Here is a 22,692-nt window from a genome sequence, read left to right as displayed (position 1 = left end):
GGTTTTATTGCTCAGCGAATGCATTAAACACTCGCTGAGCTAGTTAACTAGAGTGCTACAAGGCTGTGTTCGAGCATAGCTTTGATTTGTTTAACGATTTTTGCTTCTGTCTCTGGCTCAAATTGCGCAATACGAGGGGTATGAATATGCCCTGTTGGAATATCTGAATTAAGCTCATCACGCAGGCGAATACTACGGTACGAAATTTCGTTTGATAAGTAACCACCGCCACCACCTTTTACTGCGATGGCACCTTCAAGTTCTTTGAGTGATGTTGGCTCAAAAGCCTTTTCAAGTGTAACGACCTTGTGATTATCGTTAATTGGGAAGGGGCCTTTCGCTTTTTGCATTTGCTCTACGGGTAGGCTAAACGTCACAAACTCATTACCTGGTAAGGGACGGTTGTGCAAGCTTGATATTTTTGGGTTAGTTTCTGTTCCACCATAAACAATATTGGCGTTATCGGGTGCCGTTACGCTGCGACGTTTACCAGGGAAGCGTTCTAAGTCAAAGTCTTTACTACCCATACTGATGGTAGCAATCATATCTACGTTGTTTAGTGCATAATACGGTGCAAGTAATGATTCAATAATACCTTGATCAAAGTCTTCATAGCGCACAGGCACCATCACTGTGTTGATCTCCGCAGTAATACCCTGATAGCTAATTACTTGCCCGTCGAGTAATAATGCGGCCACGCCAGATGGATTACTTTGGTTGATATTTCTATCAAGTAAAAAAGGATCAAAGCCGGTAATTAATATACGTTTGTCGGTTTTTTTACTGAAATCAAGGTCGGTACGACCACGGCTACCATTTTCTAGCATGGTTAACAGCGCAGCTTGCTCGCTGTCAGTGATTGCAAACTGGGGCTTGCTGGTACGAATAACTTTACTTGAAAGTAAGCGTGCCCAATAAAGTTCACGGTCGTCGTAGCTGTTGGTTTTTTTGATCCGTGCTTTTGCATCACGCCATAATTGTTTTGAGTAGTCATCAATAAGATCACTTGCTTGCTGGTAGCTTGTGGTTGCTTGCCAAGCATTTTTAAAATGACTTATGTCATCACTGTAAGCGTTTAAGACCTTTGGCATTGCCTTTGTCGCTTTTTCAATACGCAGTTCTTCAACGGTTAAATTGGCTGCAAATGCCGTAAATGAGAAAGCGATTAAGCTGGTGGCAAGTAAAACTTTTTTCATGATTATCCTATTGTGTAACAGCAAGTTTTTAGGCTTTTGTTAACTATCCTATGGATAAAAGCTGATCGCAAATAAAATCGCCCGTTGGCAAGTAAGTTCATGCTATTTAAGTGAGTTTGATAATCGATATAGAACTTTTATTTGATGAATTTAATATACCGATTTCAACGCATAATGAGTTTGGTTTTTTTAGTATGCGTGTTATTCAATAGTTTCCGGTATCTTGCTGGTGTAATATGCATTATCGCTTTGAATTCTTTAATGAAATGCGGCTGGTCAGTAAAGCCACACTGTTGAGCAATATCTGCAAAGCCCATCGTCGGGTTATCTTTTATTGTTTGTTTGGCCATTTTTACGCGGTAAATTCGTTCAAAATACTTAGGTGTAACGCCACACTGGCTTTTTATTTGCCGTTCAAGCTGCCTCTTACTTAATGGAGCCAGTTGATAAGCGGTTTGCAGTGGCGTTAACTCAATCAGTTTACTAATTAATTGCTTTGCATATGTGTGACCAATACTAGGTTGGTAGTTGTAATGCGTGCTTATGAGCGCCTCAAAAGCCTGCAGATTGGCGTTTTTTTGAAGGCCTTTGGCAATAGCCATTAATGATTGCTCACAAATAAGTGGGTGGTTGTGGTGTTTGAACTCAGCTAAAACAGTTGGGTTAAAGCGAATACCACAAAATTGTGCATTTTCTGAAAATGTGATCTTTGCTGCGTGAGTAGATGTTTCTTGAAATGCATAAGGTGGAGAAAGCGCTTTATCATCAAGTAAAAGCGCCCCTGCAAGAGGAAAAATAACCCCAGTCGCACCATCGCAAGCAAGCCATTGCTCACCGTGTGAATGCGCCGTCGCATACCAGATAGCTTGAATATAATTAGCGATGTCACCCTTAGGTGTTTTTAGTTCTAAAGTTAAATGGTTACTCATTAAACTCAACGTCAGGTTTAAACATTTTCACAATGCGATTCCAGCTGTTGATTGCGTTAATAGCAATCGTCAGTGCAACTAACCCCTGTTCAGAAAATGTATCACTAAGAGATTGATAGAAAGTATCATCAATAGGTTGGGCAAGTGTCAACTTTTCACATAATTTTAAAGCCAGACATTCTTGTTTTGTATAAATTGGCATGTCTTGCCATGCACTTAAACCAATAATACGGTTGGTCGTTTCACCGTATTCTCTTGCTTGTTTGGTATGCATTGCAATGCAAAAAGCACATTGATTTATTTGTGATGCTCTTAGTTTGATCAGCTCCCATATTGTTAGACCAAAACTTGTTTCAACCGCTTTTTTAATTAATTGCTCTTGCTCAACAAGGTGTTTGATTAATGCAGGTTGAAGGTTGTAATAGTCACCACGTTTCATCGTAAATTAGCCTTTTAAAATTAAATGAGTATTCACTTTAGGCCGATTGCAAAGTCGAGGATTGCAAAAAAACGACGTTTATATGGGGAAATTCGGTTTACCTAGTTCGCACCAAAATTTCAATCCTGTTATGCTAGGCCGATTAGCAATCACTGAGTATTTAAGATGATTAACGATAACGATGTAATCGAAACTTTAGACGAATTAGAAACGTTTTTACGCCTTGTTGAACATGGTGGCTTGGGGCTAGAAAATGTTGCGGGTGTTGCGCTTGCTACAAATAACAGTGATGGTCGTCCATTTGTCGCTGTGCTGGATGATAATCATCAGCTTTTATTGGGGCGTTATGTAAGTAGTGACGTTTATGAAAATGGTAAAGATATGGTGAGATACGGCACTAAAAAACCGCATTAAGTAATATTTTGTACCTAAAAAATTTTATTTTAGGGCTGCAATATAATAGTATGTTCTTAATAAACACTGAATCAATATAAAAAAAGGGAAGTCTATGAAATTTTTAAGTGTTATTTTATTAGCCGTTTTAATGAGTGGCTGTGCAAGTTCAAGCGACGAGCAAGCAAGCAATGATGGCTTAATTTGTAAAAGGGAAAAACCAACCGGCAGTAATATACCAACACGTGTATGCCGTACTCCTGAGCAAATTGCTGCGATGGAAAAGGAAAGTAAAGAAGGTATTCGTGATATCCAGCGAAACAGTACAAATACAGTAAGAATGAATTAGTACAAGTACTAAACGACTTTACATTATAAAAATGGCCGCACTCATTAGAAGTGCGGCTGTTTTGTTTATATCTTTGCGTGGATACTCATCGCAATACTGCGCCTTAGTTTAGGCTTGTTGTGTGGCTAATCAACTGACGCTTTAAAGTTGTCAAATTGCCAATGCACTGCTGTGCCATCGTTGTCGGTTGGTGTGTGAGCAATACTGCCGACTTCGAGTTGATGGAGAGTACCTGGCTATTTTAGGATTGCTTAGCGTGCTCCAGTTACTAAGGAGCACAGTAGATTGTCAAAGCCTTACTGAGAGAGTTGTTGGTGGATGTTATCAACCAGTTCATTTGGAATACATAACTGATTTGCTAACGCTTCTAAATAATGTTTAGAGATACTCTGGTTTAAGTCGATGGCACTGGCACTTGCAACATACACTTCAATACCCATTTGAGCGTTAGGTACAGCATTAATAAGCGCTGATAGTTGCATGGGTTTTCTTAGCTCATCGAATAACATCGCTTTTTCTTGTGCACTCAGTTCTAGGGTATCGACTTGTGCAAAAATCTTTTGTCTCTCTGTGTCGTCAATATGGCCATCTGCATAGGCGGCAGCGATCATTGCTCGCATTAATAAGAGTTGCCCGTCGGTGTGGTTATCATCAATGACTTCATTAAATGACTGCTCTGGCATTGCTGCTGGAGTAAAGTCAAAAGTGCGAGAAGAAGTAGCTTGAGCTGTTGTTGGTTTTTGCTCTGAATATTGCTTATATGCTTTCCAAGCAAGGCCACCAATGGCAGCAAGCGCACCATACTTTACTACTTTTTTCCCCGTTTTCTTGCTTTTGCTTCCCATTAAGCTTGTCAGTCCACTACCAGCCACACCACCTAGCAAGCCACTGAGCGCACCCGATTTATTTAAATTACCTACTAGTTTTTGCAAGTCTTTCATTATTATCTCCTTATCATCTACTACTGAGAGTAGAGTTTTTAGAAACAAAATTAAATAAGTATTATGTTACCAAGCATGATAGAGCGCATTTTGTTGGCATTTTCCGATCTAGCCAATTCAAATAAAAGTAAGCCTGTGGTTAGTTTTGTGCCTTTATAAACTTCTGCTAGGTTTGTAGTTGGTATTAGAAAGGTTAAACAGTACTTCTCGTTTTTTGGTGAGTTGAATAAGTGCAATTCGTACTGCTGATGGTTATCAAGCTTTGGAGAAAGAGCAATGCATTTATTTTGCTAAAAAGGTGTATTTAGCTTGATAGTTGCTGGTACTATTTTGTCACTTAGGTAAAAAAGAGTGGCGCATATGTTAAGATTTTTTTCAATTGACCAAGGTGTAATAACACAAATCGAACCAGCCCCCGACACGCCATTAGCCACATCCATTAAAAATGCTCATTGGATTGACACGATTAACCCAACAGGCGAAGAGCGTCGCGCCCTCGCGAGTACCCTAAATATTACTTTGCCTGCGGCTGATGATGTTGAAGAAATTGAAGCGTCGTCGCGTTGCTTTATTGATCATGAAGGGCTTCATGTACATGCTCTGTTTATGTCGCCAAATGAAGGACGTTTTAATACGGTGACAGTTGCGTGTTTACTGCAAGATAATTGTTTATTGACGATTCGTGATGATGAATTAGCTGATTTTCGTTTATTAAGACTCCGTGCTCGTAAAGGGCAGGTGGCGTGTGATAACCCTAAACAATTACTCGTAACTTTATTTGATCAAAAGGTCGAAAATCATGCGGATATGCTTGAAGACATGCACCATCAGCTAGAAAATCTCAGTGCTTATGTACTTGAAGAGGATGGCTCAGACTTAGAGCAAGCGGTAAGTCGGATTGCACGGCTTGAGGACAACAACGGTAAAGTACGCTTATGCTTGATGGATACTCGCCGCAATATTTCGTTTTTACTGCGTTACCTTGGCGCACCTACTGAAGACCGTGAGTCACTTCGCGAGATTGTACTTGATATCGATACCCTAATGTCTCACTGTACTTTTTTGTTTGATAAAGTTAATTTCTTGATGGATTCAACTCAGGGTTTTATCAATATTGAGCAAAACCAAATCATTAAAACTTTCTCGATTGCATCGGTGGTTTTTTTGCCTCCCACAGTGGTTGCAAGTATTTACGGTATGAATTTTAATAGCATGCCAGAGCTTGAGTGGGCTTGAGGCTACCCATTTGCTATTGCCATTATGCTACTGTCCGGCTTCGCGCCTTATTTATTTTTTAAACATAAAGGTTGGCTGTAAAGGCATAAAAAAGCCCAGCGCTAGCTGGGCAAGGGGTCTTCGGATAGAAGTGTTAACCTTTTAATTCGCCTGTAGACGATTCGATATGTGCACGAACAAACCACTGGAACTGTTCAAGCTCTGCAAGTTGGCCTGTGATCATATCCTCAGAAACAGGGTCTAATTCAGCAAGTTGCTCAAGCGCCTTACGGTGATCTTTATTGACGCCGTTATAAACTTTATCGAGAGCAGTTAAGTGATCAGATACTAGCCCTTTGCCTAGTGAGTAATCTTTCCACTCGCGGCGATCAACGATTGACTGTGGTGTGCCAACAGGAACACCGCCCATAGTTGCAATACGCTCGGCAATAGTGTCGGTCATTTCTTGAACGGCACTTACTTGTGGATCAAGCATTTCATGCACACCGATAAAGTTTGGACCGACAACATTCCAGTGGATATGCTTAAGAGTAAGGTGTAAATCGATTAAAGCGACCATGCGCTTGTCTAAAATAGCAATTGTATCGGCTGCTGATTCGTTATTAACGCCTGGGGCCGTGAATTCAGCGACTTTTGATGATGTATTACTCATTACTCCTCCGAGATTCTCTAAAATTGTATTTCCATAAAGCTTTTAAGTTACTTAGTCGTTACTTAAAAAGCGAAGTTATTAGAGTAGAAGCAATCGTTATGCCGATATCTGAAATTTTTTAAGCTGTTGATTTTTAATGTTTTATTTTTATTTTTATTTTGAGGGTGCTCAACAAGATACTGAATGAATATGAAAAGTCTGCACACTCTATGTAAAAAATTCAGTGTGCAGAAGCTAGGAACATAAATCGTTAAGAGAGCAGGGCCGCTGCTAAACGAACAAAGTCAGAAGAGGTTAAAATGCCAACTAAGTTATTATCATCATCGACAACGGGCATACAGCCGTGACGGTTTTCAACAAAAAACTTTGCTACTTCATGCAATGGTTGATTAGGTGAAATACTTGTGAAATCAGTGGCCATAATATCTTGCACTTTAGTTTGCTTTTCTTTGCGTTCAAGTGCACTGGCACTGAAGTTCGCCATAATACTCATTACTTGAGCGATCATGATCTTTTGAGTCAGCATGCCAACTAAACCACCATGCTCATTAATGACAGGAATGTGTCGAATATTTTTTTCTTTCATTAAGTTATGAGCATCATGCAATGAGTTTGCTGCGGTGATAGCCAGCGGATCGGGCGTCATCAAGTCTGAAACAAGGTGTGTCATGGTAAAGTCCTAGTAATTTAATCATGTTGGTATCAGTGTAGCCTGAATATGATTGAGTGCACTTCACCTAGATCAAAGTTTATGATTAATTACTTAATTTTTTTAATGATAAGGAATTAAAATTAAACTGTTCAAATGATTAAAATGTGGTTTCAATTCGGTTGCGACCATTGTTTTTAGCCGAATAGAGGGCTTTATCTGCTCGGTTAATTAAGTCGTCAAATGTGTCTGCTTGTTGCCAATGAGTAAGGCCAAAGCTGGCTGTGAGTGAAATGATTTGTTGTTTATATTCAATTTGACTTGTTTCTATGGTCTGGCGAAGCTTTTCAAGTTTTTGGTAGGCTTGCTCTGGGGATTTTTCGATACTGAGAATGAGAAATTCCTCGCCCCCTAAACGGCAGCATAGATCTTCTCGGTGTAGGTGACGTTGTAAAAGCTCTGCTAACACTTCCAGCACTAGGTCTCCTGCTTCATGCCCGTAGTTATCATTTATGCTTTTAAAAAAGTCGATGTCTAAAGCGCTTGCATAAAGGAAAGTCGCATGCTGATTAGTCAATAACTGCCGTTTGTCTAAAACATACTGAAGACCTCGACGGTTATATAAATTTGTGAGTGGATCCTTGAGTGATAGTTCAGCATAGCGCCGTTTTTCATCGATTAGAAGGGTGGTGATAAGCCCAAGCCCTGTCATGACAAATACCGTGGCATGAGCAACCACGGTTAATGAGTAAAGTGTCAGTAGGTTATGTGAATGAGTGATAATAGTTAACTGAGTAATAGGCACTAAAAGTAAAATACATTGTGCTGCTAAGAGCACAGTATTACCTATATTGCTCTTGTATAGTGCTCGGGTAAAAGTAAAGTAAATAAGGGCAGGTAACACGGTTAGAGTAAAACATGCCTCTACTAAAGCAAGTTGGTTAATACTGTTTGTGAATAATACGCAAACTGAAAAAATAGCACCGTGGCCAATCATTAATCGATTAAAGCGGCACTTTTCATCGTGGTTATAAATCGAGAGCTGAAGTAGTACCATTGACAGAATATAAATAATAACACTGGGCCGAAAATCACTGGGAAGCCCGAAAATATTTTGTATCCACAGCCAAGCAAAGCCAGCAACACCTAGATAGAAAAATAAGTTAAAGAAGACAATTGACTTACTTTTAAAACGGCTAATCATTAATCCGGTTGCAATGACCGAGCAGGTTATTACAGTGATCAGCAAAAAAACAAAGAAGCCGTGATAAAAATAACTTTCGAGGTTTATAGCCATAACTCACATAGAAAAACGAGCAATAGTTAAAAGCTTAGCATAGAAAGATTTTTACACTAAAATCTACTCTGTTGTTGTGCTGGCCTTTTTGTGCTGCGACAAGTTCAAAATAAGCTAAACAATACAGAAACGATTAATAGCCCTGCCATAATGTAATTAAATCCTTTTAATCGTACTGGATTTCTGAGGTAGTGTTGAAGCTTTTGTCCGAGCAAGGTCCAAGAGCACACGCATGGTAAGTTAACGACGCCAAAAACGATACTAACAATAAAAACAGAGAGTAGATTTTTATCAGGTGCGTAAAGACCAATAGCACTTAGTGCCATTGCCCACGCTTTTGGATTAACCCATTGAAATAATGCAGCTTGGGTAAAAGTAAAGGGCTCACTCTTGTTATTAGAGGCTTGTTGCCCATTGCTAGTGGCAATCTTAAACGCAAGATAGAACAGGTAAGCAACACAAAATACTTTGAGAATCAGGTAGCTTGATGGAAATAAGTCAAACACTTGCATAACACCTAGTCCAACAAGTATTAGCATTAACATGAATCCAAGTGTTACGCCAAGTAAGTGTGGCATTGTTCTACGAAAACCAAAATTCGCGCCAGAGCTCATTAACATCAAATTATTAGGACCAGGCGTAATTGATGAAACTAAGGCAAATAGCGCCAGTGCAGTAAGGATCTCAAAAGTCATTATCACTTCTCCATATTTTTAGAAATGCAATTATAGCTTGATGTTGATGCAATTTTATCGCTTAATGTTGTTTGCATGGTTAATTTAAAGCAATAATGAATGAAAAAAGACAATATAAATAACAGAATATTGCATGAGCTAAAACGCAATGGCCGTATGGCTAATGCTGAGCTTGCAGAGAAAGTTGGATTATCACCATCAGCCTGCCTACGCAGAGTACAGGAACTTGAACGCTCAGGCGTTATTTCAGGTTATCGAGCTGTTATTAATAACCAAGCAGTGGGTCTAGGGTTTATAGCCTATGTGGGGGTTGGCCTGAATGAGCACTCAACACGATCGCAGCTAGCATTTGAGCAAGCCCTTGAATTTATTGCTGAGGTTAAAGAGTGCCATAACGTGACGGGTTCGTACGAATATTTGCTAAGAGTCGAAACAACAGACCTTAAAGCCTATAAATCGTTTCACGCTGATGTACTGGGCTCAATCCCTCAGGTGAGAACAATTACTTCACATGTGGTTATGGATTCGCCAAAAGATGAGCGAGCCTGATAGGTTAAAATGATTACTATTGTTATTTTATAAAGTTATTTAGTTTTAGTTTTTTCATATAAATAAAAAATGAATCTCAAATTAATATAAATAACAGAAATACAAATAATAACATTACCTCTGTTAAGCTAAAGTTAATTCTTGTGTTGACAGAATGTCCCGATTAAAGACGTATACCATTAAATATAATAATATTTATGGTGCTTATGTTCTGATGTTGGTAGTTGGACTAATAATTTTTGTTGGTTTATTATCCACGCCTAAAATTTCACATGCAGGGACAATAATAAGAATGGATCTTCACACATTGCTCATTTGCACCGCCCTAGTAAGCTTTATTATGATGCTTACAATGGCAGCGCTTTTCATCGTTAGTCGTAATGAAAAATACTTGCTTGATTGGCTTGTTTGTGGAGTGTTATTTTTTGTATCTAACTTAGTCGGAATTGTTGCGACTCAAGTTTCTCTTTCCTGGATTTTCCATCCTTCTTTTGCTAATGCTTGTTACCTTGGTGCACATGCAGCCTTATTTAGTGGTGTATCACGTTGCTTATATGGTCGCTCCACTTGGGGGTTGGTCGTTATAGTATTTGTGGGTATTTACTTGCTTAATCTGGTTCCTCCTTTGGTTGAGTCTGTTGAGTTAAGAATCGTAGCCTTGTATCCAGTAATTGCGGCGCTTGATATTTCAGCAACTATGGCACTTTGGAAACACCGCAAAGAAGAAGTCGGCAGGGGATATTATTTATTAATAGGTATTTTATTTATATTCGCTGCTCAACTTTTAATACGAGGTTATTTTTTATTGGCGGGTGTAGAAAATTATCCGTGGTTAGATAAAGGTCTTTTATTAGATATTGGTAGTTTGGCTGTTATCGCATTTGTATTTTTATTAACCATTTCATTTTCAGTCGTCGTAACATGGCGAAAAGAGCTAGCCCTTAGAGAATACTCTTTTACTGACCATTTAACAGGTTGGTATAACCGAAAAGCGCTTGAAAAGGTCGCTAGTAATGAAATTAAACGCTGCTCTAGAAATAATTTTCGCCTCGCATTCATCGTGTTTGATATTGATTATTTTAAATCAGTGAATGATAGGTTTGGTCATATACAAGGTGATAAAGCCTTGAAACATGTCACCAAGATAGCAAAGCAACAGTTAAGGGGGTATGATCATAATTTTCGCTTAGGCGGCGAAGAGTTTGCTGTTTTGGTCAGCCACTTAAAGCCTCAAGATGTTGAATTGCTTGCACAACGTATTCGTAAAAAAGTCGCAAGAACACCTTTAAATATTGAAGGTGAAGCAGTGCACTTAACCATTAGTGTGGGTGTTGCGATATCAAAAAATCAAGAAACCTCTTGGGAGGATGTTTTAAAGCGTGCGGATGATGCCCTTTACCGCTCTAAGCATGATGGCCGTAATTTAGTAACGAGCTATGGTGATTTGGCCGAGGCTTAGCACTGGGTAACTCGCTTTAAATTAAACCTAAATCAATCGCTTTTAGAGCGGCTCGTGTTCTATCGCGCACATCTAGCTTTCGTAAAATAAACGATACTTGATTACGTATTGTACCTTCTGATTTATATAATGCTTGGGCTATTTCTGAATTTGAGTAGCCCGCAGCAATTAAATTAAGTACCCTCAGCTCACTTTTACTTAACTTATCAGGCAATAAGGTTGGCTCACTGTGAGACTTAATTGGATTGTTAAGTATTCTCTGCGTAATTGCCGGTGAAAGTGCAGAGCCGCCACTAGCCAGTGTTTCGATGGCAGACACTAGTCGTTCTAAATTAATATCCTTTAATGCATAACCTTTTGCACCATAGCGAATACATTCAAGTACTTGCTCACTATCATCGAAAGTTGTAAGCACTAATACTGGGTGAGTGAATCCCTGTTTCTGCATTGTTTTGAGTACGCCAATACCATCTAAAATAGGCATGCGAATATCTAAAAGCACAACATCCACAGCACATCGATTAAGTATTTCTAAAGCAGTGCGACCATTATCTGCTTCAGCGACAACGTGGATGTTGTCTTTTAACGCCAATAAGCTTTTGAGCCCTTCTCTTAGTAAAGTTTGGTCATCAACTAATAGCACATTAATCATAATGTTACGCCAATGTATGTGGGTTAAGTTTATGGGGAAGGGTTGCATTAATAGCAAAGCCGTTATCACAGTGCTTGAACTCAATGGCTCCTTTGACTAGAGCCAGTCGCTCTTGCATACCTTTTAAACCGTTACCTAAATTAAGTTCAGTACTTTTATTGCCATTATCTTTTATATGTAATTGCACAGTTTGATTTTCGAGCCGTAAAGTAACGTTAAGCTCATCGGCATCACTATGCTTTATACTATTTGTTATCGCTTCTTGAATTGCATGAAATAGGGTTTGTGCTAAGAGTGCATCGCTTATTTTGATCGCCGGATCATATTCAAGCATAACATTTAAGCCTGCAACATCACTGCATAAAGAGTGCAGTGATGCGTATAAGTCGATAGTTTGGTTTTCACGCATAGATGACACTGAATCACGCACATCACTGAGTAATAAGCGCGTTATCTGCTGGGCTTTAGCAATATGCTTAGGTGCTTGGACGCTTGCGCAGTGACTCGCTACTTCTAAATGAATACTCAACCCTGTTAAATGGTGACCAAGGGTGTCATGTAAATCACGGGCTATGCGAATACGCTCATCGCGAGTGGCAGTGTCGTTTAAAAGTGATTGCGTTGCTTTTAATTCACGTAATAAATGCGCAGCTTGCTCTTTTGCTTTGCGTTCAGAAATAAGCCGTGTTGCAAAACGATATGCAAAGCTATTGTACAAGGTAAATGCTAGGCCATTTAACAAAACAAACTCTCTATTGAAACCATAATGAAGAACTAACGCCATACAAAAGGGCAAGCATATAAGGAGATAAAGTATTGATTTTCTTGGCTCGTAATCACTGAACTTAACTAAAAAAATGATCAATAAAATAGCGACAAAGCCAATATTAAATAACCACATTAATAGTAATACATTGGTGACAGTGACGTTTAAAATAACAGTTTGATAAACCTTAAAGTGGCGTCTAAAAAACTCAAAGTAAATTAAAAATGCGAAAAAGCTAGTAAATAAACAGCTGATCAATACAACATGCACCGGTGTGTAATCAAGTGGTGGAGGCGTGCTGAGCGACCATGCATGCAAGGTGTAAATAAACACAAATAGCCAAGTGACTGCTGAAAGCAGAAAGTCGCTGCGCTGTACAAAAAGACGTAAAAATTTGTTCATGTCTTTATTCTAATCCGCATTTATCTGTTTATGTATATGACAAATGTCACGTTTAAAGTTGTGACATTTGCAGCATGTTTGCCCATCAGATGAGCGTTATATTGTTATTAAACATCAATATAGGGACATTATCATGACCAAACATGAAATTCTGCGAAATAGTTTATTTTCTTATCCGTTCATCCTTGCTTATTGCTTTGCATCACTATTTATCAATGGTGCTCAAGCAAAAGAGCAAACAGATAAATGGCAAATGGATGTGGGAGCAGGGCAGCTTGCAATCGATACTCCTTGGCATGGCTACGATATACAAACGATGTCGCTTCCATACTTTAATGCGCGTAAAGGTGCGTGGCGTATTGGTCCTAAATACGGCTTAGTGCAATATGCTTTTTTATATGGTGCAGAATTTGAAGCTACCATGGGGCTTAGTTTTCGTGATGAGACCTATGATAGTAGCTTAATTTTTAGTGATGAGTTGTCAGACGATGAGGTATTTACAAATTATAAAGATGGCAAGGGCGAGCTTACTTTTAGAACTCAGTTACAGTACAAACAGTTGTTTTTACGTTTAGCGCAAGATGTTTCTAACCACTCACAGGGACTTACCTTACTTGCGCAGTATCGTCTACCTATTTACGGTAAAGGTTTGGGTTTACAGCTTAGTGCTGATCTTGGTCTCTACTGGCAAGATGAAAAGTACACCCAATACCTCTATGGCATCTCTAAGAAGAACATTGCCCCAGAATACGGTCGATATGCTTATCAAACTCGCTCTGCTATTAATCCATTTACTGCCTTGAATCTTGCTTATATTTATAACGAACATTGGTCCATCCAAGCGACTTACCGAATTGAAACGTTAGACTCAACAATTAAAAAAAGCCCATTAGTTGCAGACAGTGCTAAGCAGCAGTTGGCCGTTTTTGTAAATTATCGTTTTGAAAAGTAAGGGATATAAATGAAACTGTTAAGTACAATTCTTATCTTTTGTTTGCTTGCTGGCTGTAATAGCGCAGAGGATGAGGTATTCAATGAAGATGATTTATATGAGCCTTTTTTCTCGAGTGATTATTATGTGTATAACTTCAGCGAGTACCCAATTGATTTTTATATGATGAATCTAAGAAATAGCACCTCAGCTGACGCAATTTATAAACAGCATAATTATCAACAATCTGTGGATGCATATAATGGTTTTACCAAGCTCAGCTTTAAACGCTCAACCCTTGGTAATGTTGGTTTTGCAGCTTTTTATGATGATGAAATCAAAGCGCAAAGACAGAAATGGATTGCCAATGATACAGAAAATTATTTAATAGTATATGAGGCAAATTCACAGCTAAAACTTGGCTTTTTAGCCCGAACGAACGCTATTGATATTACCGGTGATCCCATGGTTCGACTTGTAAGCTTTGCAGGTGATATGAATTATACCTACAAGCGTGGTACGAGCTTACTCTTAGAGGAAATTGCTACGAGCTACTTGCCTATTACTGATTGTGGCACTGATTTGCAAATTATTGGGTATGAGTATGACTTTTGCAGTTTAGAGAGTCGTGGTTATTTAGTTTTAGTTCTTCCTAATCAGTCGCTTGCGATTATTGAAGAGTAGCTACGACAGTGGTTCATGACATTTTTGTGAATATTGTGATAATGTAACTTTTTGCTGCTTTATTGCTTTATAATGCTTTTTTTATTTGTATGATAAAGCTGCTTTCAGCTTGGAGTTAACATGGTTTCACGTCGAGAGTTTTTAGTCGGGGCAGGTACTTTAGCTTTTTTAGGGTTGTCTAAAAGTGCCATGGGGAATGTTTCATTCAGTGATCTTAAAGCAACAATTAGTGGTTTTGGTCCATTACTTCCAGATCCTAACAAATTATTAGATTTACCCGCAGGGTTCAGTTATCAAGTTATTTCAAGCCTAGGTGAAAAAATGTCTGATGGATTTACGGTCCCTGATAAAGCCGATGGTATGGGCTGCATCGCACTTGGTAATGACCACGTTGCTTTAGTGCGTAATCATGAGCTAAAGCCAAAAGATTTAGCAAAAGCTGAAGTAAGTATTGCAAACCATAAAACCCCCCTCGCATTCGATACCAACAGTGACGGTATTGCATTACCAGGTGGAACTAGCCACATCATTTATAACTTAAAAACACACCAAAAAGAGCAAGAGTATTTGTCGTTAGTGGGAACTATTCGGAATTGTTCTGGAGGAATTACCCCATGGGGCACATGGCTAACCTGCGAAGAAACCACCGATACTAAAGCTGATGGATTCAATCAAGATCATGGTTATATTTTTGAAGTACCAGCAAATAGTAAAGGCCTAATTAAACCAGAGCCATTAACAGCAATGGGGCGATTCAACCATGAAGCTGCCGCGGTTGACCCGCGTACGGGCATTGTTTATTTAACGGAAGACAAAGGCGACAGTGTATTTTATCGTTTTATTCCGAATGAATATGGCAAGCTGCATAAAGGCGGGCAATTACAAGCCATGGTTGTGAAGAATAAACCACAATTCGATAGCCGTAATTGGAATAAAAAAGCCATGGGGTTACATCAAGAATTTGAGGTTGAGTGGGTAAATCTGGATAACCCTGAAAGCCCAAAAGACGACTTACGCCTGCGTGGATATAAACAAGGAGCAGCATTATTTGCCCGTGGTGAAGGTATTCATTGGGGCGATAAAGAGCTGTACTTTTGTTGTACCAACGGCGGTAAAAAACAACTGGGTCAGGTTATGAAATATCAGCCATCAGAGTTTGAAGGCACGGATAAAGAAGGTGAGCGACCTGGTAAAATCTCCTTGTTTGTCGAAAGTAGCAGCAAAACCCTTTATAACTTTGGCGATAACTTAACTGTGTCACCTAATGGCCATTTAATTGTGTGTGAAGACCAATATACCGATGTGGTTGATAATCACTTGCGTGGTGTAACACCACAAGGTCAAGTTTATAATTTTGCCCGCTTAGTTGCACAAACAGAGCTTGCTGGTGCCTGTTTTTCACCAGATGGTAGTACTTTGTTTGTGAATGTTTACTCACCTTCAAAAACACTCGCTATTAGAGGTCCTTGGCATCAATTTAGTGCTTAAGTTATTCGCTCTCATAGTCATTTTTTAAAGTGGCTATGGGCATGCTTTGCTTTAGGTATACTTTTTTGTGACGCTTTATAGGCGTGTTTGCTAATCCATTTGGTTATCTTTTTCATTAAAGCAGGCGGAAAATCGTGACCCATACCGGGCACGACTCTTAATTTGCTGCGCTTTATTAACAGTGCGGTGTTGATACCCGCAGACAGTGGCATAACAGGATCTGCACTGCCATGGATCACTAAAGTAGGGGCTTTAATTTTCTTTAAAAGTTGCTCCCGATACGGCGTTGCGGCAATGGCCGCAAGCTGACGTTTAAACCCCTTTTGGTTATTGGCAGCGCGTGTAATATAGCGTTCGGCGTTGGCATACAAAATGTGTTCATCTTGCGGGTAAGCAGGGCTGCCAATGAGTTGATTTAGACGAACATTATATTCAATAGCGGCTTGTTTATTGCTGCTGCGAGGTCTTATTTTGGCAAGCTTTACTAGTAGGTTGATATTGGAACTTGAAAACGACAAAGGCGAGCTGCTCGACATAATAGAGGTTAAGCTCAGCACGCGTTTTTTATATTTTGCCGCAGCTATTTGTGCAATCATACCACCCATAGAAGCCCCCACTAAATGGGCTTTTTTTATGCCTAAAGCGTTCATGAATTGTTTTACATCGCGAGCCATGTCATCTAACGAGTAAGGTAAATTAGCGCGAATAGGAAAGCGTCGACTTAGCCAATGTTTTAGCAAGCTCGGGTTACCAAACTCATCTAGTTTTGATGACAACCCCGCATCACGATTATCAAAACGGATGACCCTAAAACCTTTTTCAACGAGTCCATAATAAAGACTGTCTGGCCACACCGTGTATTGCGCCCCTAAACCAATGATCAAGATAATAACAGGCGCATGTTTATTGCCTTCATCTTGATAACTAATAGATATGCCGCTGGCTGTAAGGATATGTTCCATAGACTGACAAATAAGCTTACGCAGGTATCATTAGCTTAGTGTGTGAAGTTGGCAGTTTAGTGACAGTAATAAGAATAGAGTCAGTAAGAGAAATAGACAGCACATGACTGCATGCTGTCTATTTTCAGAGAGTTAAAACTTAGAAGTAAGCGGTAACGCCAATCCAGAAGTTACGACCTTTATCTTTCACGTTGTAGTCGTCTGTGAATGTTACTTCACTAACTACACCGCGACCTGTTAGGTACTCATATTCACCATCACCATTTAAGTCGGTATAGCTTGTGCTATAAGACGTGAAGTCTTCGTCTAATAGGTTGTTTACACGGGCATTAATTTGCACGTACTCATTTACATAGAACTGCGCACCTAAGTTAAGTAGATTGTAGTTTTTATAGTAAAGAGCTTTGTCGTGTACGTTATCCCAACCGCGGTAACGATCTGAACGATATACACCTTGAAGGTACAGGTTCATAAAGTCAGTGGCTTCCCAGTTTAGGGTAAGGTTAGCCATATGCTCAGCTGAGTTAGTTAATGGCTGACCTTCTTCTGGACCGCTCTTTTGTTCGCTATCAGTCCACGTATAGTTACCGTTAATCGATACCGTTTTAGTGATAGTATATTGGCCTGCAATTTCAACACCTTGTAGGTCTACTTCATCGATATTGATTTTTTGGCTGTAGCTATCGTAGCCAAGTTGATCGTACTGACCTAAGTTCACACAAGGGCGAACATTGTTCGTTTGCTCACAGCTTAAAATAGTATCGCCGCGGGCTATTTTGTCTTCAAACTTGGTGTTGTAGTAAGTCACATTGATATTGTGATCGCCGTCTAAAGAGTTCCAGTAAAGTGCGATTTCTGAGTTCACACTGGTTTCTGGCTCTAGATCTGGGTTACCCGCAAATGGGCTTGTACCTTGGCCACCAAACCCGGTGATACCGTCGTAAAGATCGGTTGTTTGTGGTGTTTTATAACCTGTACTCACACCCCCTTTTAACGTCCAAGTATCTGATAAGTTGTATACACCGTAAACGCGAGGTGATACTTGGCTGCCAAATACATCATGGTCATCGTAACGAGCACCTAATGTGAAGGTAAAGTTGTCTGTTGCCATCCAGTTATCTTCGGCAAATACCGAGTACATGTTTTGCTCTTGTACTTGACCTGCTTGGTCACTTTCAAGGCCAAATACGCCGTCTTTTAACTCGCCGTCGATAAGTTGGCCACCCATTGCTAGGTTATGGCTACCAAAACGCCCTGTAATTGGAATATCAAAACGTAAGTCATAGGTGTATTGGCTGCTTTCAAGTGGACGAGCAGGGCGTGGTAAGAAGGTTTCTTCTGCTAAGTCTTTACGTGCCTGCTCATCTAACCCTTCGTATTCGCCAGTACCATCGTACATAGCTTGCAGCTCTAAACGCTCGCTTACACTAAGTGGTAAAGTACGGCCGTTATTTTGTGTATCAACATAAGAAACAGAGGCCTTAACGGTCGCCCATTCAAGCTCGCCATCGTAACTGAGTGACCACCATTCACGGTCAAACTCTTGATCAGCTGCATAACCAGCACGCGGGTTAACTTGACCACGGCGGTCTTGCCAAATTGATTCAATATTGTCTTTTGTGCCAAGTGGGTAAGTAATCGTGCCCGATTCAATGTCGTAGCTAGGCGTGTTGTCATACACTTGGCTTGAGTTATCATAATCAAAACGTAGATGATGAGACTCAAACGGGGTATAAGTTAAAGTAAAACCATACTGCTCGTTTGTGTTATCGACTGTACGACCACCACTACCAAAGCCAAGTGAGCGAACATGTACAACACCATTCGGATCCGTTGCTGGTTCGAATGTTGGCGATGATGCTTGTTGTTCATATACACTGCCGCGCACACCTAAGCTTAATACGTCTTTGATAAGCGGACCCATCACACTAAAGTCAGTGGTAATGTCATCACCAAAATCATCGTTTTGCTGTAATGAACGGCTAAATGAAACAGCACCGCTCCAGCTATCAGTGTGCTTTTTAGTGATGATATTAATTACACCGCCAAGTGCATCAGCACCATAAAGCGTTGATGCAGGCCCGCGAATAACTTCAACACGTTCAATGGCATCGACCGGTGGTACGTGGTTAAACGCGTTGCCACCAAAATTGTTTGGGTAAATATCACCATGGTTATTTTGGCGTTTACCATCAATCAATAACAGGGTGTACTCGCCTGTTAAACCACGCATACTCACACTGCCTTGGCCCGTTTTATCTCGTGTCGTGCCAATGTCGATACCTTCTAAGTACTGCACAGCATCTAGCACTGATGTAAATGCATGAGATTTTATATCTTCGTTAGTGATGATAGAGATACTTGCGGGCGCTTCAGTTACTTTCTGTTCGAAGCCCGTTGCAGTGATGACTAAGTGTTCCATATCTTGCTTAGGCTTAGCATCGTCAGCAAACGCTGAAAACTGAGCTGCAATAGCCAGTGTTAATAAGCTTGGTTTGATTGATTTCATTGTAGGTTCCAGTTCTTTTTATAAGTTATCCATTTATTGGACGTGCGTATGGTACAGAAATGGCGAATACAATCAATAATAATTTCTATTTAGATTAGTCTTTTTCAAGTTCACTTAACGGTATTCTCAATAAAGTTGCGTTAGTTTTTAGCTAATTAATACGCTGTTACAAACAAGTTTAGATTAAATGCCCAAGGCTGATTCAGTTCCTGTATAGTGTTTAATCATCATCATAAAAATTAAAATAATGAATTCAGATATTTCTTTAGCGCGCTTTAAGCAGTTTCCTGTGCTTATGTGGATCTTCTTATTTGGCTCGTTCATTACCCGTGGCAGCTATTACATGGTGTGGCCATTTCTTGCGGTGATCTTGTACGAAAAGTTTGCTTTAACAGCAACAGAAGTTGGTTTGGTGCTCACCAGTGCTGCCGTGATTTCGGTGTTTACCAGTTTTATTGGCAGCAGCCTGTCAGATAAAGTGGGCCGGCATACATTAATGTACATCACAGGTGTGTTGTACATCGTTTCTTTCTCGCTGTTGGCTGAGGTTGAAACCGTCGCAGGTTATGTAATTGTGATGACCATGTGCTCGATTGCTACTGCGCTTTGGCGACCGTTAACCAGTGCGGCGATTGGCGATATTATTGACGATGCGCAAACTCGCGAGCTGGCCATGCAGTCGCTCTATTTTATTGTTAATGTAGGCTGTGCTGTTGGCCCATTAGCAGGCGTATGGTTAGGTTTAACTGGTGAGCAGTCGAGCTTTTATGTTACCGCAGGGGCATTTGCTATCTTATTGGTGCTACTTGTTTGGGGTTTCAATTTTAGTCATAAAGCAGCAAAAAATACTGCCGCAGTCGATGAACTTGAAGAGAAAAAACCAGCAGAGCAGGGTCAACAAATTCTGCGTATTTTATTGGCTGATAAGCTGCTGCAATGTTTAATTTTAGCCAATATTTTGTGCATGTTTATTTATGCGCAAATGGATAGTTCACTCATACAATACCTAACTCGTGCAGAGGCTCCTGACTTATTAGCACTGATTTCTGCATTGATATTTACCAATGCATTGGTGATCATCTCAAGTCAATTTCTGCTGTTAAAAATGATGGCGCGATTTAGCCTAACGGTGCGAATTCAAATTGGCTTGGTGCTACTAATGGTGTCGCAACTTTGGCTAGCACTTAACCCAATAGATTTATTTTGGGGCTGGATTGGTGCGATAGTTGTGATGAGTTTGGCCGAAACCATTTTATTTCCGACGATGAACGTTCACCTTGATAGGCTTGCACCTTCTCATCTTCGTGGTGCGTACTTTGGTGCCGCTTCGTTTTATGATTTAGGGTTTGCTTTAGCGCCGCTCGGTGGTGGTTTAATTTTAGATTATTACAGTGGTCCAACTTTGTTCTTTGTAGCGGGAGGGCTTTGTCTTGTAGTGATTTATTTATACGCCATACTCGAAAAGCTACCTAGGCCCAATTTTGCAAAGCCATTAGCAAAGTAAATTTATAACGTGAAATTGCACAACAGCTGCTACCTTTATAAGTCACACATTTAATGTTGAGGTGTAATATGGCTGTTTCTGCAATTCCTAAAGGTTTCCATGCGGTAACCCCGTATCTGGTTATAGACGGTGCCACTAAGGCGATAGAGTTTTACAAACAAGCATTTGATGCCGAACTTATAATGCAAATGCCTTTACCAGATGGCGGAGTCGCTCACGGCGAAATAAAAATTGCTGATTCTCATATCATGCTATCTGATAACTGCCCTGATATAGAATTTAAGTCTCCACAGCAATTAGGGGGCTCTCCAGTGAGTCTTATGCTGTATGTTGAAGATGTTGATGCGGTATTCGCAAAAGCCTTGTCGCTAGGCGCAAAAGAGCTGCGCCCTGTGCACGACCAATTCTATGGCGACAGATCAGGGACGTTAGAAGACCCGTTCGGTCATATTTGGACTATAGGCACACACAAAGAAGATCTTACTGAGCAAGAGCTTATGCAACGCATGAGTGAGTTGATGAGTAAAGAGCAAGATGCTTAAACTTTCTGGCAGATAAAACTAAATAGCTCATTTACGCGTATCATTATTAAAATAATGTGAGCGAAACCATGAAAGAGCGTGTTTTATACTGGCTACAAAATGATTTACGGCTGATTGATAATGTCATCTTGTCTGACTTAGCGGCGTTTCAAGGCGAACTTGATTTAGTGTTTGTTGTCGAGCCGCGTTGGTTCAAGCAGAGTAATTATCAATTAAAACCCTATGGCGAGCAAAAGTATCGGTTTTTACTTGAGAGTCTGCATGCTTTTGCGGATGCACTGGAAACAATAGGGCAAACCTTACATGTTATTACTGGTGAGCCAGAAACCATTATTAGTCAGCGGTTAAAACAATACGCTATCAGCAAATTAGTTTGTACAGAGCAAGTCGGTTACTACGAGCAAAAGCAGCTAAGTAAAATCAGCGAGTTATGCCCAGATGTTACCGTAAAAACCTATCAGCAAGATACCTTATTTACAGAACGAGACTTACCATTTCAGCTTCATAATTTGCCTAAAAACTTTACCGCCTTTCGCAAAAAAGTAGAGTCTGAGCCAACATTCGTTGCGGCTCCGCTTGAGGCAGTATCTCAACTGCCACATCCTGTACAGCTATGTCCAGAAGATGTGATCCCTGAAAGTTCAGCTCAATCGGGGCGTTTTGATGGTGGTTTAGTTGCAGCCCAGCAGCATTGCAATGACTATTTCTCATCTAAAGCACCCAGTAGTTATAAAGAAACACGTAACGAGTTAGACGGCTTTAGTAATAGTACAAAATTCAGTGTTTGGCTTGCCAGCGGTACAATAAGTGTTAAGCAACTTTACCACGAGGTTGCCAAATACGAACAAGAAAATGGTGCTAATGAGTCAACCTATTGGATTAAGTTTGAGCTACTTTGGCGTGAGTATTTTAAATGGTATGCGAAGTTGTTTGGTGCAAAGCTGTTTCGTTTTAAAGGGCAAAAAAAGTCACCTCCCTTACATACATTTAACAGTCACCGATTTTTAGCTTGGTGCCAAGGCAGGACGCCATTTCCACTAGTGAATGCAATCATGAACGAACTCAATGCAACAGGCTATATTTCTAATCGTGCACGGCAAATTGCAGCTAGTTGCTTAGTTAATGAGTTTGCAGTGGACTGGCGGTATGGGGCTGCCTATTTTGAGCAACAGCTTATTGATTACGATGTAGCTGCGAATTGGGGGAATTGGCAATATATTGCAGGTGTGGGTGTTGACCCTCGGGGCGGTCGCCATTTCCACATAAATAAGCAAACAGCCTTATATGACCCGACGGGACGTTACATTCGTAAATGGGACGGAGAAAGGCAAACTACACCGACTATTGATAATACCGATGTGGTTGATTGGCCTATTTAACCCTTGATTTGCGCTAAATCAAACATTCAATTTTCATTTTTAGAGTTTTTAACCTTTGTTATCTAAAATAATAAATAAGGCTTGCTTTT

Annotated in this window: 23 protein-coding genes; 11 read left to right on the top strand and 12 right to left on the bottom strand. The window is 40.1% G+C overall.

Features of this window, described 5'->3' with window-relative positions; genetic code table 11:
- Positions 1-47: 47 nt before the first annotated feature.
- The 3 genes from L3V41_RS10730 to L3V41_RS10720 form a co-directional block, all read right to left on the bottom strand.
- Entirely contained in the window at positions 48-1,196 is a 1,149-nt protein-coding gene (locus L3V41_RS10730; protein ID WP_237114986.1) for a hypothetical protein, read from the bottom strand.
- Positions 1,197-1,360: 164 nt separating this feature from the next.
- Positions 1,361-2,125, bottom strand: a complete 765-nt coding sequence (locus L3V41_RS10725) for a helix-turn-helix domain-containing protein (RefSeq protein WP_062570411.1) — start codon at positions 2,123-2,125, stop codon at positions 1,361-1,363.
- A complete protein-coding gene (locus L3V41_RS10720) occupies positions 2,118-2,564 on the bottom strand; it encodes a carboxymuconolactone decarboxylase family protein (protein ID WP_062570412.1) in 447 nt (148 codons plus the stop codon). Before L3V41_RS10720 ends, L3V41_RS10725 begins: the two co-directional genes overlap by 8 nt.
- Positions 2,565-2,729: 165 nt before the next feature.
- On the opposite strand from L3V41_RS10720, the gene L3V41_RS10715 reads away from it, so the two are divergent.
- Both L3V41_RS10715 and L3V41_RS10710 read left to right on the top strand, forming a co-directional pair.
- Positions 2,730-2,978, top strand: coding sequence for a hypothetical protein (locus L3V41_RS10715; protein WP_237127699.1), 249 nt, complete (start codon positions 2,730-2,732; stop codon positions 2,976-2,978).
- A 94-nt stretch (positions 2,979-3,072) separates the two neighbouring features.
- Positions 3,073-3,306, top strand: a complete 234-nt coding sequence (locus tag L3V41_RS10710) for a hypothetical protein (protein WP_193988508.1) — start codon at positions 3,073-3,075, stop codon at positions 3,304-3,306.
- Positions 3,307-3,602: 296 nt separating this feature from the next.
- Here L3V41_RS10710 and L3V41_RS10705 read toward each other — a convergent pair whose 3' ends face one another.
- Positions 3,603-4,247 (bottom strand): tellurite resistance TerB family protein, encoded by a 645-nt coding sequence (locus tag L3V41_RS10705; protein ID WP_062570415.1) that lies wholly within the window; start codon positions 4,245-4,247, stop codon positions 3,603-3,605.
- Between the two features lie 360 nt (positions 4,248-4,607).
- Between L3V41_RS10705 and corA the strand changes: the two genes are divergently transcribed.
- Positions 4,608-5,483, top strand: a complete 876-nt coding sequence (gene corA, locus L3V41_RS10700; RefSeq protein ID WP_237127698.1) for a magnesium/cobalt transporter CorA — start codon at positions 4,608-4,610, stop codon at positions 5,481-5,483.
- 133 nt (positions 5,484-5,616) lie between these two features.
- Here the strand turns inward: corA and dps are convergent, their stop codons facing one another.
- From dps to L3V41_RS10680, 4 genes are all read right to left on the bottom strand, one after another.
- The gene (gene dps / locus L3V41_RS10695) at positions 5,617-6,135 is read right to left on the bottom strand and encodes a DNA starvation/stationary phase protection protein Dps (RefSeq protein WP_062570417.1); all 519 of its coding nucleotides are present in this window, start codon (positions 6,133-6,135) and stop codon (positions 5,617-5,619) included.
- A 250-nt stretch (positions 6,136-6,385) separates the two neighbouring features.
- A complete protein-coding gene (locus L3V41_RS10690; protein WP_062570418.1) occupies positions 6,386-6,805 on the bottom strand; it encodes a CBS domain-containing protein in 420 nt (139 codons plus the stop codon).
- 139 nt (positions 6,806-6,944) lie between these two features.
- Positions 6,945-8,081, bottom strand: a complete 1,137-nt coding sequence (locus tag L3V41_RS10685; protein WP_062570419.1) for a GGDEF domain-containing protein — start codon at positions 8,079-8,081, stop codon at positions 6,945-6,947.
- Positions 8,082-8,185: 104 nt separating this feature from the next.
- Positions 8,186-8,776: a LysE family translocator gene (locus tag L3V41_RS10680; protein WP_062570420.1), complete on the bottom strand. Its 591-nt coding sequence runs from the start codon at positions 8,774-8,776 to the stop codon at positions 8,186-8,188.
- Between the two features lie 99 nt (positions 8,777-8,875).
- Between L3V41_RS10680 and L3V41_RS10675 the strand changes: the two genes are divergently transcribed.
- Together L3V41_RS10675 and L3V41_RS10670 are read left to right on the top strand one after the other, a co-directional pair.
- Positions 8,876-9,325, top strand: coding sequence for an Lrp/AsnC family transcriptional regulator (locus L3V41_RS10675; RefSeq protein ID WP_237127697.1), 450 nt, complete (start codon positions 8,876-8,878; stop codon positions 9,323-9,325).
- Positions 9,326-9,479: 154 nt separating this feature from the next.
- Positions 9,480-10,784: a GGDEF domain-containing protein gene (locus L3V41_RS10670; protein WP_083515354.1), complete on the top strand. Its 1,305-nt coding sequence runs from the start codon at positions 9,480-9,482 to the stop codon at positions 10,782-10,784.
- A gap of 16 nt (positions 10,785-10,800) precedes the next feature.
- Here L3V41_RS10670 and L3V41_RS10665 read toward each other — a convergent pair whose 3' ends face one another.
- Complete coding sequence (locus L3V41_RS10665) at positions 10,801-11,436, bottom strand: response regulator transcription factor (RefSeq protein ID WP_062570423.1); 636 nt, start codon at positions 11,434-11,436, stop codon at positions 10,801-10,803.
- A 4-nt stretch (positions 11,437-11,440) separates the two neighbouring features.
- A complete protein-coding gene (locus L3V41_RS10660) occupies positions 11,441-12,604 on the bottom strand; it encodes a sensor histidine kinase (RefSeq protein WP_237127696.1) in 1,164 nt (387 codons plus the stop codon).
- 133 nt (positions 12,605-12,737) lie between these two features.
- Between L3V41_RS10660 and L3V41_RS10655 the strand changes: the two genes are divergently transcribed.
- From L3V41_RS10655 to L3V41_RS10645, 3 genes are all read left to right on the top strand, one after another.
- Positions 12,738-13,556 carry a MipA/OmpV family protein gene (locus L3V41_RS10655; protein ID WP_062570425.1) on the top strand — a complete coding sequence of 273 codons (819 nt, stop codon included), beginning with the start codon at positions 12,738-12,740 and terminating at the stop codon, positions 13,554-13,556.
- Positions 13,557-13,565: 9 nt separating this feature from the next.
- Positions 13,566-14,219, top strand: coding sequence for a hypothetical protein (locus tag L3V41_RS10650; protein ID WP_237114992.1), 654 nt, complete (start codon positions 13,566-13,568; stop codon positions 14,217-14,219).
- Positions 14,220-14,339: 120 nt separating this feature from the next.
- Positions 14,340-15,707: an alkaline phosphatase PhoX gene (locus L3V41_RS10645; protein WP_237127695.1), complete on the top strand. Its 1,368-nt coding sequence runs from the start codon at positions 14,340-14,342 to the stop codon at positions 15,705-15,707.
- A 17-nt stretch (positions 15,708-15,724) separates the two neighbouring features.
- Here the strand turns inward: L3V41_RS10645 and L3V41_RS10640 are convergent, their stop codons facing one another.
- The gene (locus L3V41_RS10640; RefSeq protein WP_062570428.1) at positions 15,725-16,669 is read right to left on the bottom strand and encodes an alpha/beta hydrolase; all 945 of its coding nucleotides are present in this window, start codon (positions 16,667-16,669) and stop codon (positions 15,725-15,727) included.
- 139 nt (positions 16,670-16,808) lie between these two features.
- The gene (locus L3V41_RS10635; protein ID WP_237127694.1) at positions 16,809-19,178 is read right to left on the bottom strand and encodes a TonB-dependent receptor; all 2,370 of its coding nucleotides are present in this window, start codon (positions 19,176-19,178) and stop codon (positions 16,809-16,811) included.
- 247 nt (positions 19,179-19,425) lie between these two features.
- Between L3V41_RS10635 and L3V41_RS10630 the strand changes: the two genes are divergently transcribed.
- The 3 genes from L3V41_RS10630 to L3V41_RS10620 all read left to right on the top strand — a co-directional run bounded on the left by L3V41_RS10630 (position 19,426) and on the right by L3V41_RS10620 (position 22,603).
- Complete coding sequence (locus L3V41_RS10630) at positions 19,426-20,682, top strand: MFS transporter (protein WP_062570430.1); 1,257 nt, start codon at positions 19,426-19,428, stop codon at positions 20,680-20,682.
- A 68-nt stretch (positions 20,683-20,750) separates the two neighbouring features.
- Positions 20,751-21,224 (top strand): VOC family protein, encoded by a 474-nt coding sequence (locus L3V41_RS10625; protein ID WP_062570431.1) that lies wholly within the window; start codon positions 20,751-20,753, stop codon positions 21,222-21,224.
- 68 nt (positions 21,225-21,292) lie between these two features.
- Positions 21,293-22,603: a DASH family cryptochrome gene (locus L3V41_RS10620; RefSeq protein WP_193988518.1), complete on the top strand. Its 1,311-nt coding sequence runs from the start codon at positions 21,293-21,295 to the stop codon at positions 22,601-22,603.
- The last annotated feature ends 89 nt before the right edge of the window (positions 22,604-22,692 follow it).

Origin of the sequence: Pseudoalteromonas sp. L21 (genome assembly GCF_021728035.1) — a bacterium.
GTDB classification, from domain to species: domain Bacteria; phylum Pseudomonadota; class Gammaproteobacteria; order Enterobacterales; family Alteromonadaceae; genus Pseudoalteromonas; species Pseudoalteromonas arabiensis.
The sequence above is the reverse complement of the archived record's forward strand: the minus strand, read 5'-3'. Positions and strand labels throughout refer to the sequence as shown.

What these genes read in the sequence shown, in the direction of transcription:
- L3V41_RS10730 (WP_237114986.1), bottom strand. Translation starts at nt 1,196, where the DNA reads ATGAAAAAAGTTTTACTTGCCACCAGCTTAATCGCTTTCTCATTTACG.
- L3V41_RS10725 (WP_062570411.1), bottom strand. Translation starts at nt 2,125, where the DNA reads ATGAGTAACCATTTAACTTTAGAACTAAAAACACCTAAGGGTGACATC.
- L3V41_RS10720 (WP_062570412.1), bottom strand. Translation starts at nt 2,564, where the DNA reads ATGAAACGTGGTGACTATTACAACCTTCAACCTGCATTAATCAAACAC.
- L3V41_RS10715 (WP_237127699.1), top strand. Translation starts at nt 2,730, where the DNA reads ATGATTAACGATAACGATGTAATCGAAACTTTAGACGAATTAGAAACG.
- L3V41_RS10710 (WP_193988508.1), top strand. Translation starts at nt 3,073, where the DNA reads ATGAAATTTTTAAGTGTTATTTTATTAGCCGTTTTAATGAGTGGCTGT.
- L3V41_RS10705 (WP_062570415.1), bottom strand. Translation starts at nt 4,247, where the DNA reads ATGAAAGACTTGCAAAAACTAGTAGGTAATTTAAATAAATCGGGTGCG.
- corA (WP_237127698.1), top strand. Translation starts at nt 4,608, where the DNA reads ATGTTAAGATTTTTTTCAATTGACCAAGGTGTAATAACACAAATCGAA.
- dps (WP_062570417.1), bottom strand. Translation starts at nt 6,135, where the DNA reads ATGAGTAATACATCATCAAAAGTCGCTGAATTCACGGCCCCAGGCGTT.
- L3V41_RS10690 (WP_062570418.1), bottom strand. Translation starts at nt 6,805, where the DNA reads ATGACACACCTTGTTTCAGACTTGATGACGCCCGATCCGCTGGCTATC.
- L3V41_RS10685 (WP_062570419.1), bottom strand. Translation starts at nt 8,081, where the DNA reads ATGGCTATAAACCTCGAAAGTTATTTTTATCACGGCTTCTTTGTTTTT.
- L3V41_RS10680 (WP_062570420.1), bottom strand. Translation starts at nt 8,776, where the DNA reads ATGACTTTTGAGATCCTTACTGCACTGGCGCTATTTGCCTTAGTTTCA.
- L3V41_RS10675 (WP_237127697.1), top strand. Translation starts at nt 8,876, where the DNA reads ATGAAAAAAGACAATATAAATAACAGAATATTGCATGAGCTAAAACGC.
- L3V41_RS10670 (WP_083515354.1), top strand. Translation starts at nt 9,480, where the DNA reads ATGTCCCGATTAAAGACGTATACCATTAAATATAATAATATTTATGGT.
- L3V41_RS10665 (WP_062570423.1), bottom strand. Translation starts at nt 11,436, where the DNA reads ATGATTAATGTGCTATTAGTTGATGACCAAACTTTACTAAGAGAAGGG.
- L3V41_RS10660 (WP_237127696.1), bottom strand. Translation starts at nt 12,604, where the DNA reads ATGAACAAATTTTTACGTCTTTTTGTACAGCGCAGCGACTTTCTGCTT.
- L3V41_RS10655 (WP_062570425.1), top strand. Translation starts at nt 12,738, where the DNA reads ATGACCAAACATGAAATTCTGCGAAATAGTTTATTTTCTTATCCGTTC.
- L3V41_RS10650 (WP_237114992.1), top strand. Translation starts at nt 13,566, where the DNA reads ATGAAACTGTTAAGTACAATTCTTATCTTTTGTTTGCTTGCTGGCTGT.
- L3V41_RS10645 (WP_237127695.1), top strand. Translation starts at nt 14,340, where the DNA reads ATGGTTTCACGTCGAGAGTTTTTAGTCGGGGCAGGTACTTTAGCTTTT.
- L3V41_RS10640 (WP_062570428.1), bottom strand. Translation starts at nt 16,669, where the DNA reads ATGGAACATATCCTTACAGCCAGCGGCATATCTATTAGTTATCAAGAT.
- L3V41_RS10635 (WP_237127694.1), bottom strand. Translation starts at nt 19,178, where the DNA reads ATGAAATCAATCAAACCAAGCTTATTAACACTGGCTATTGCAGCTCAG.
- L3V41_RS10630 (WP_062570430.1), top strand. Translation starts at nt 19,426, where the DNA reads ATGAATTCAGATATTTCTTTAGCGCGCTTTAAGCAGTTTCCTGTGCTT.
- L3V41_RS10625 (WP_062570431.1), top strand. Translation starts at nt 20,751, where the DNA reads ATGGCTGTTTCTGCAATTCCTAAAGGTTTCCATGCGGTAACCCCGTAT.
- L3V41_RS10620 (WP_193988518.1), top strand. Translation starts at nt 21,293, where the DNA reads ATGAAAGAGCGTGTTTTATACTGGCTACAAAATGATTTACGGCTGATT.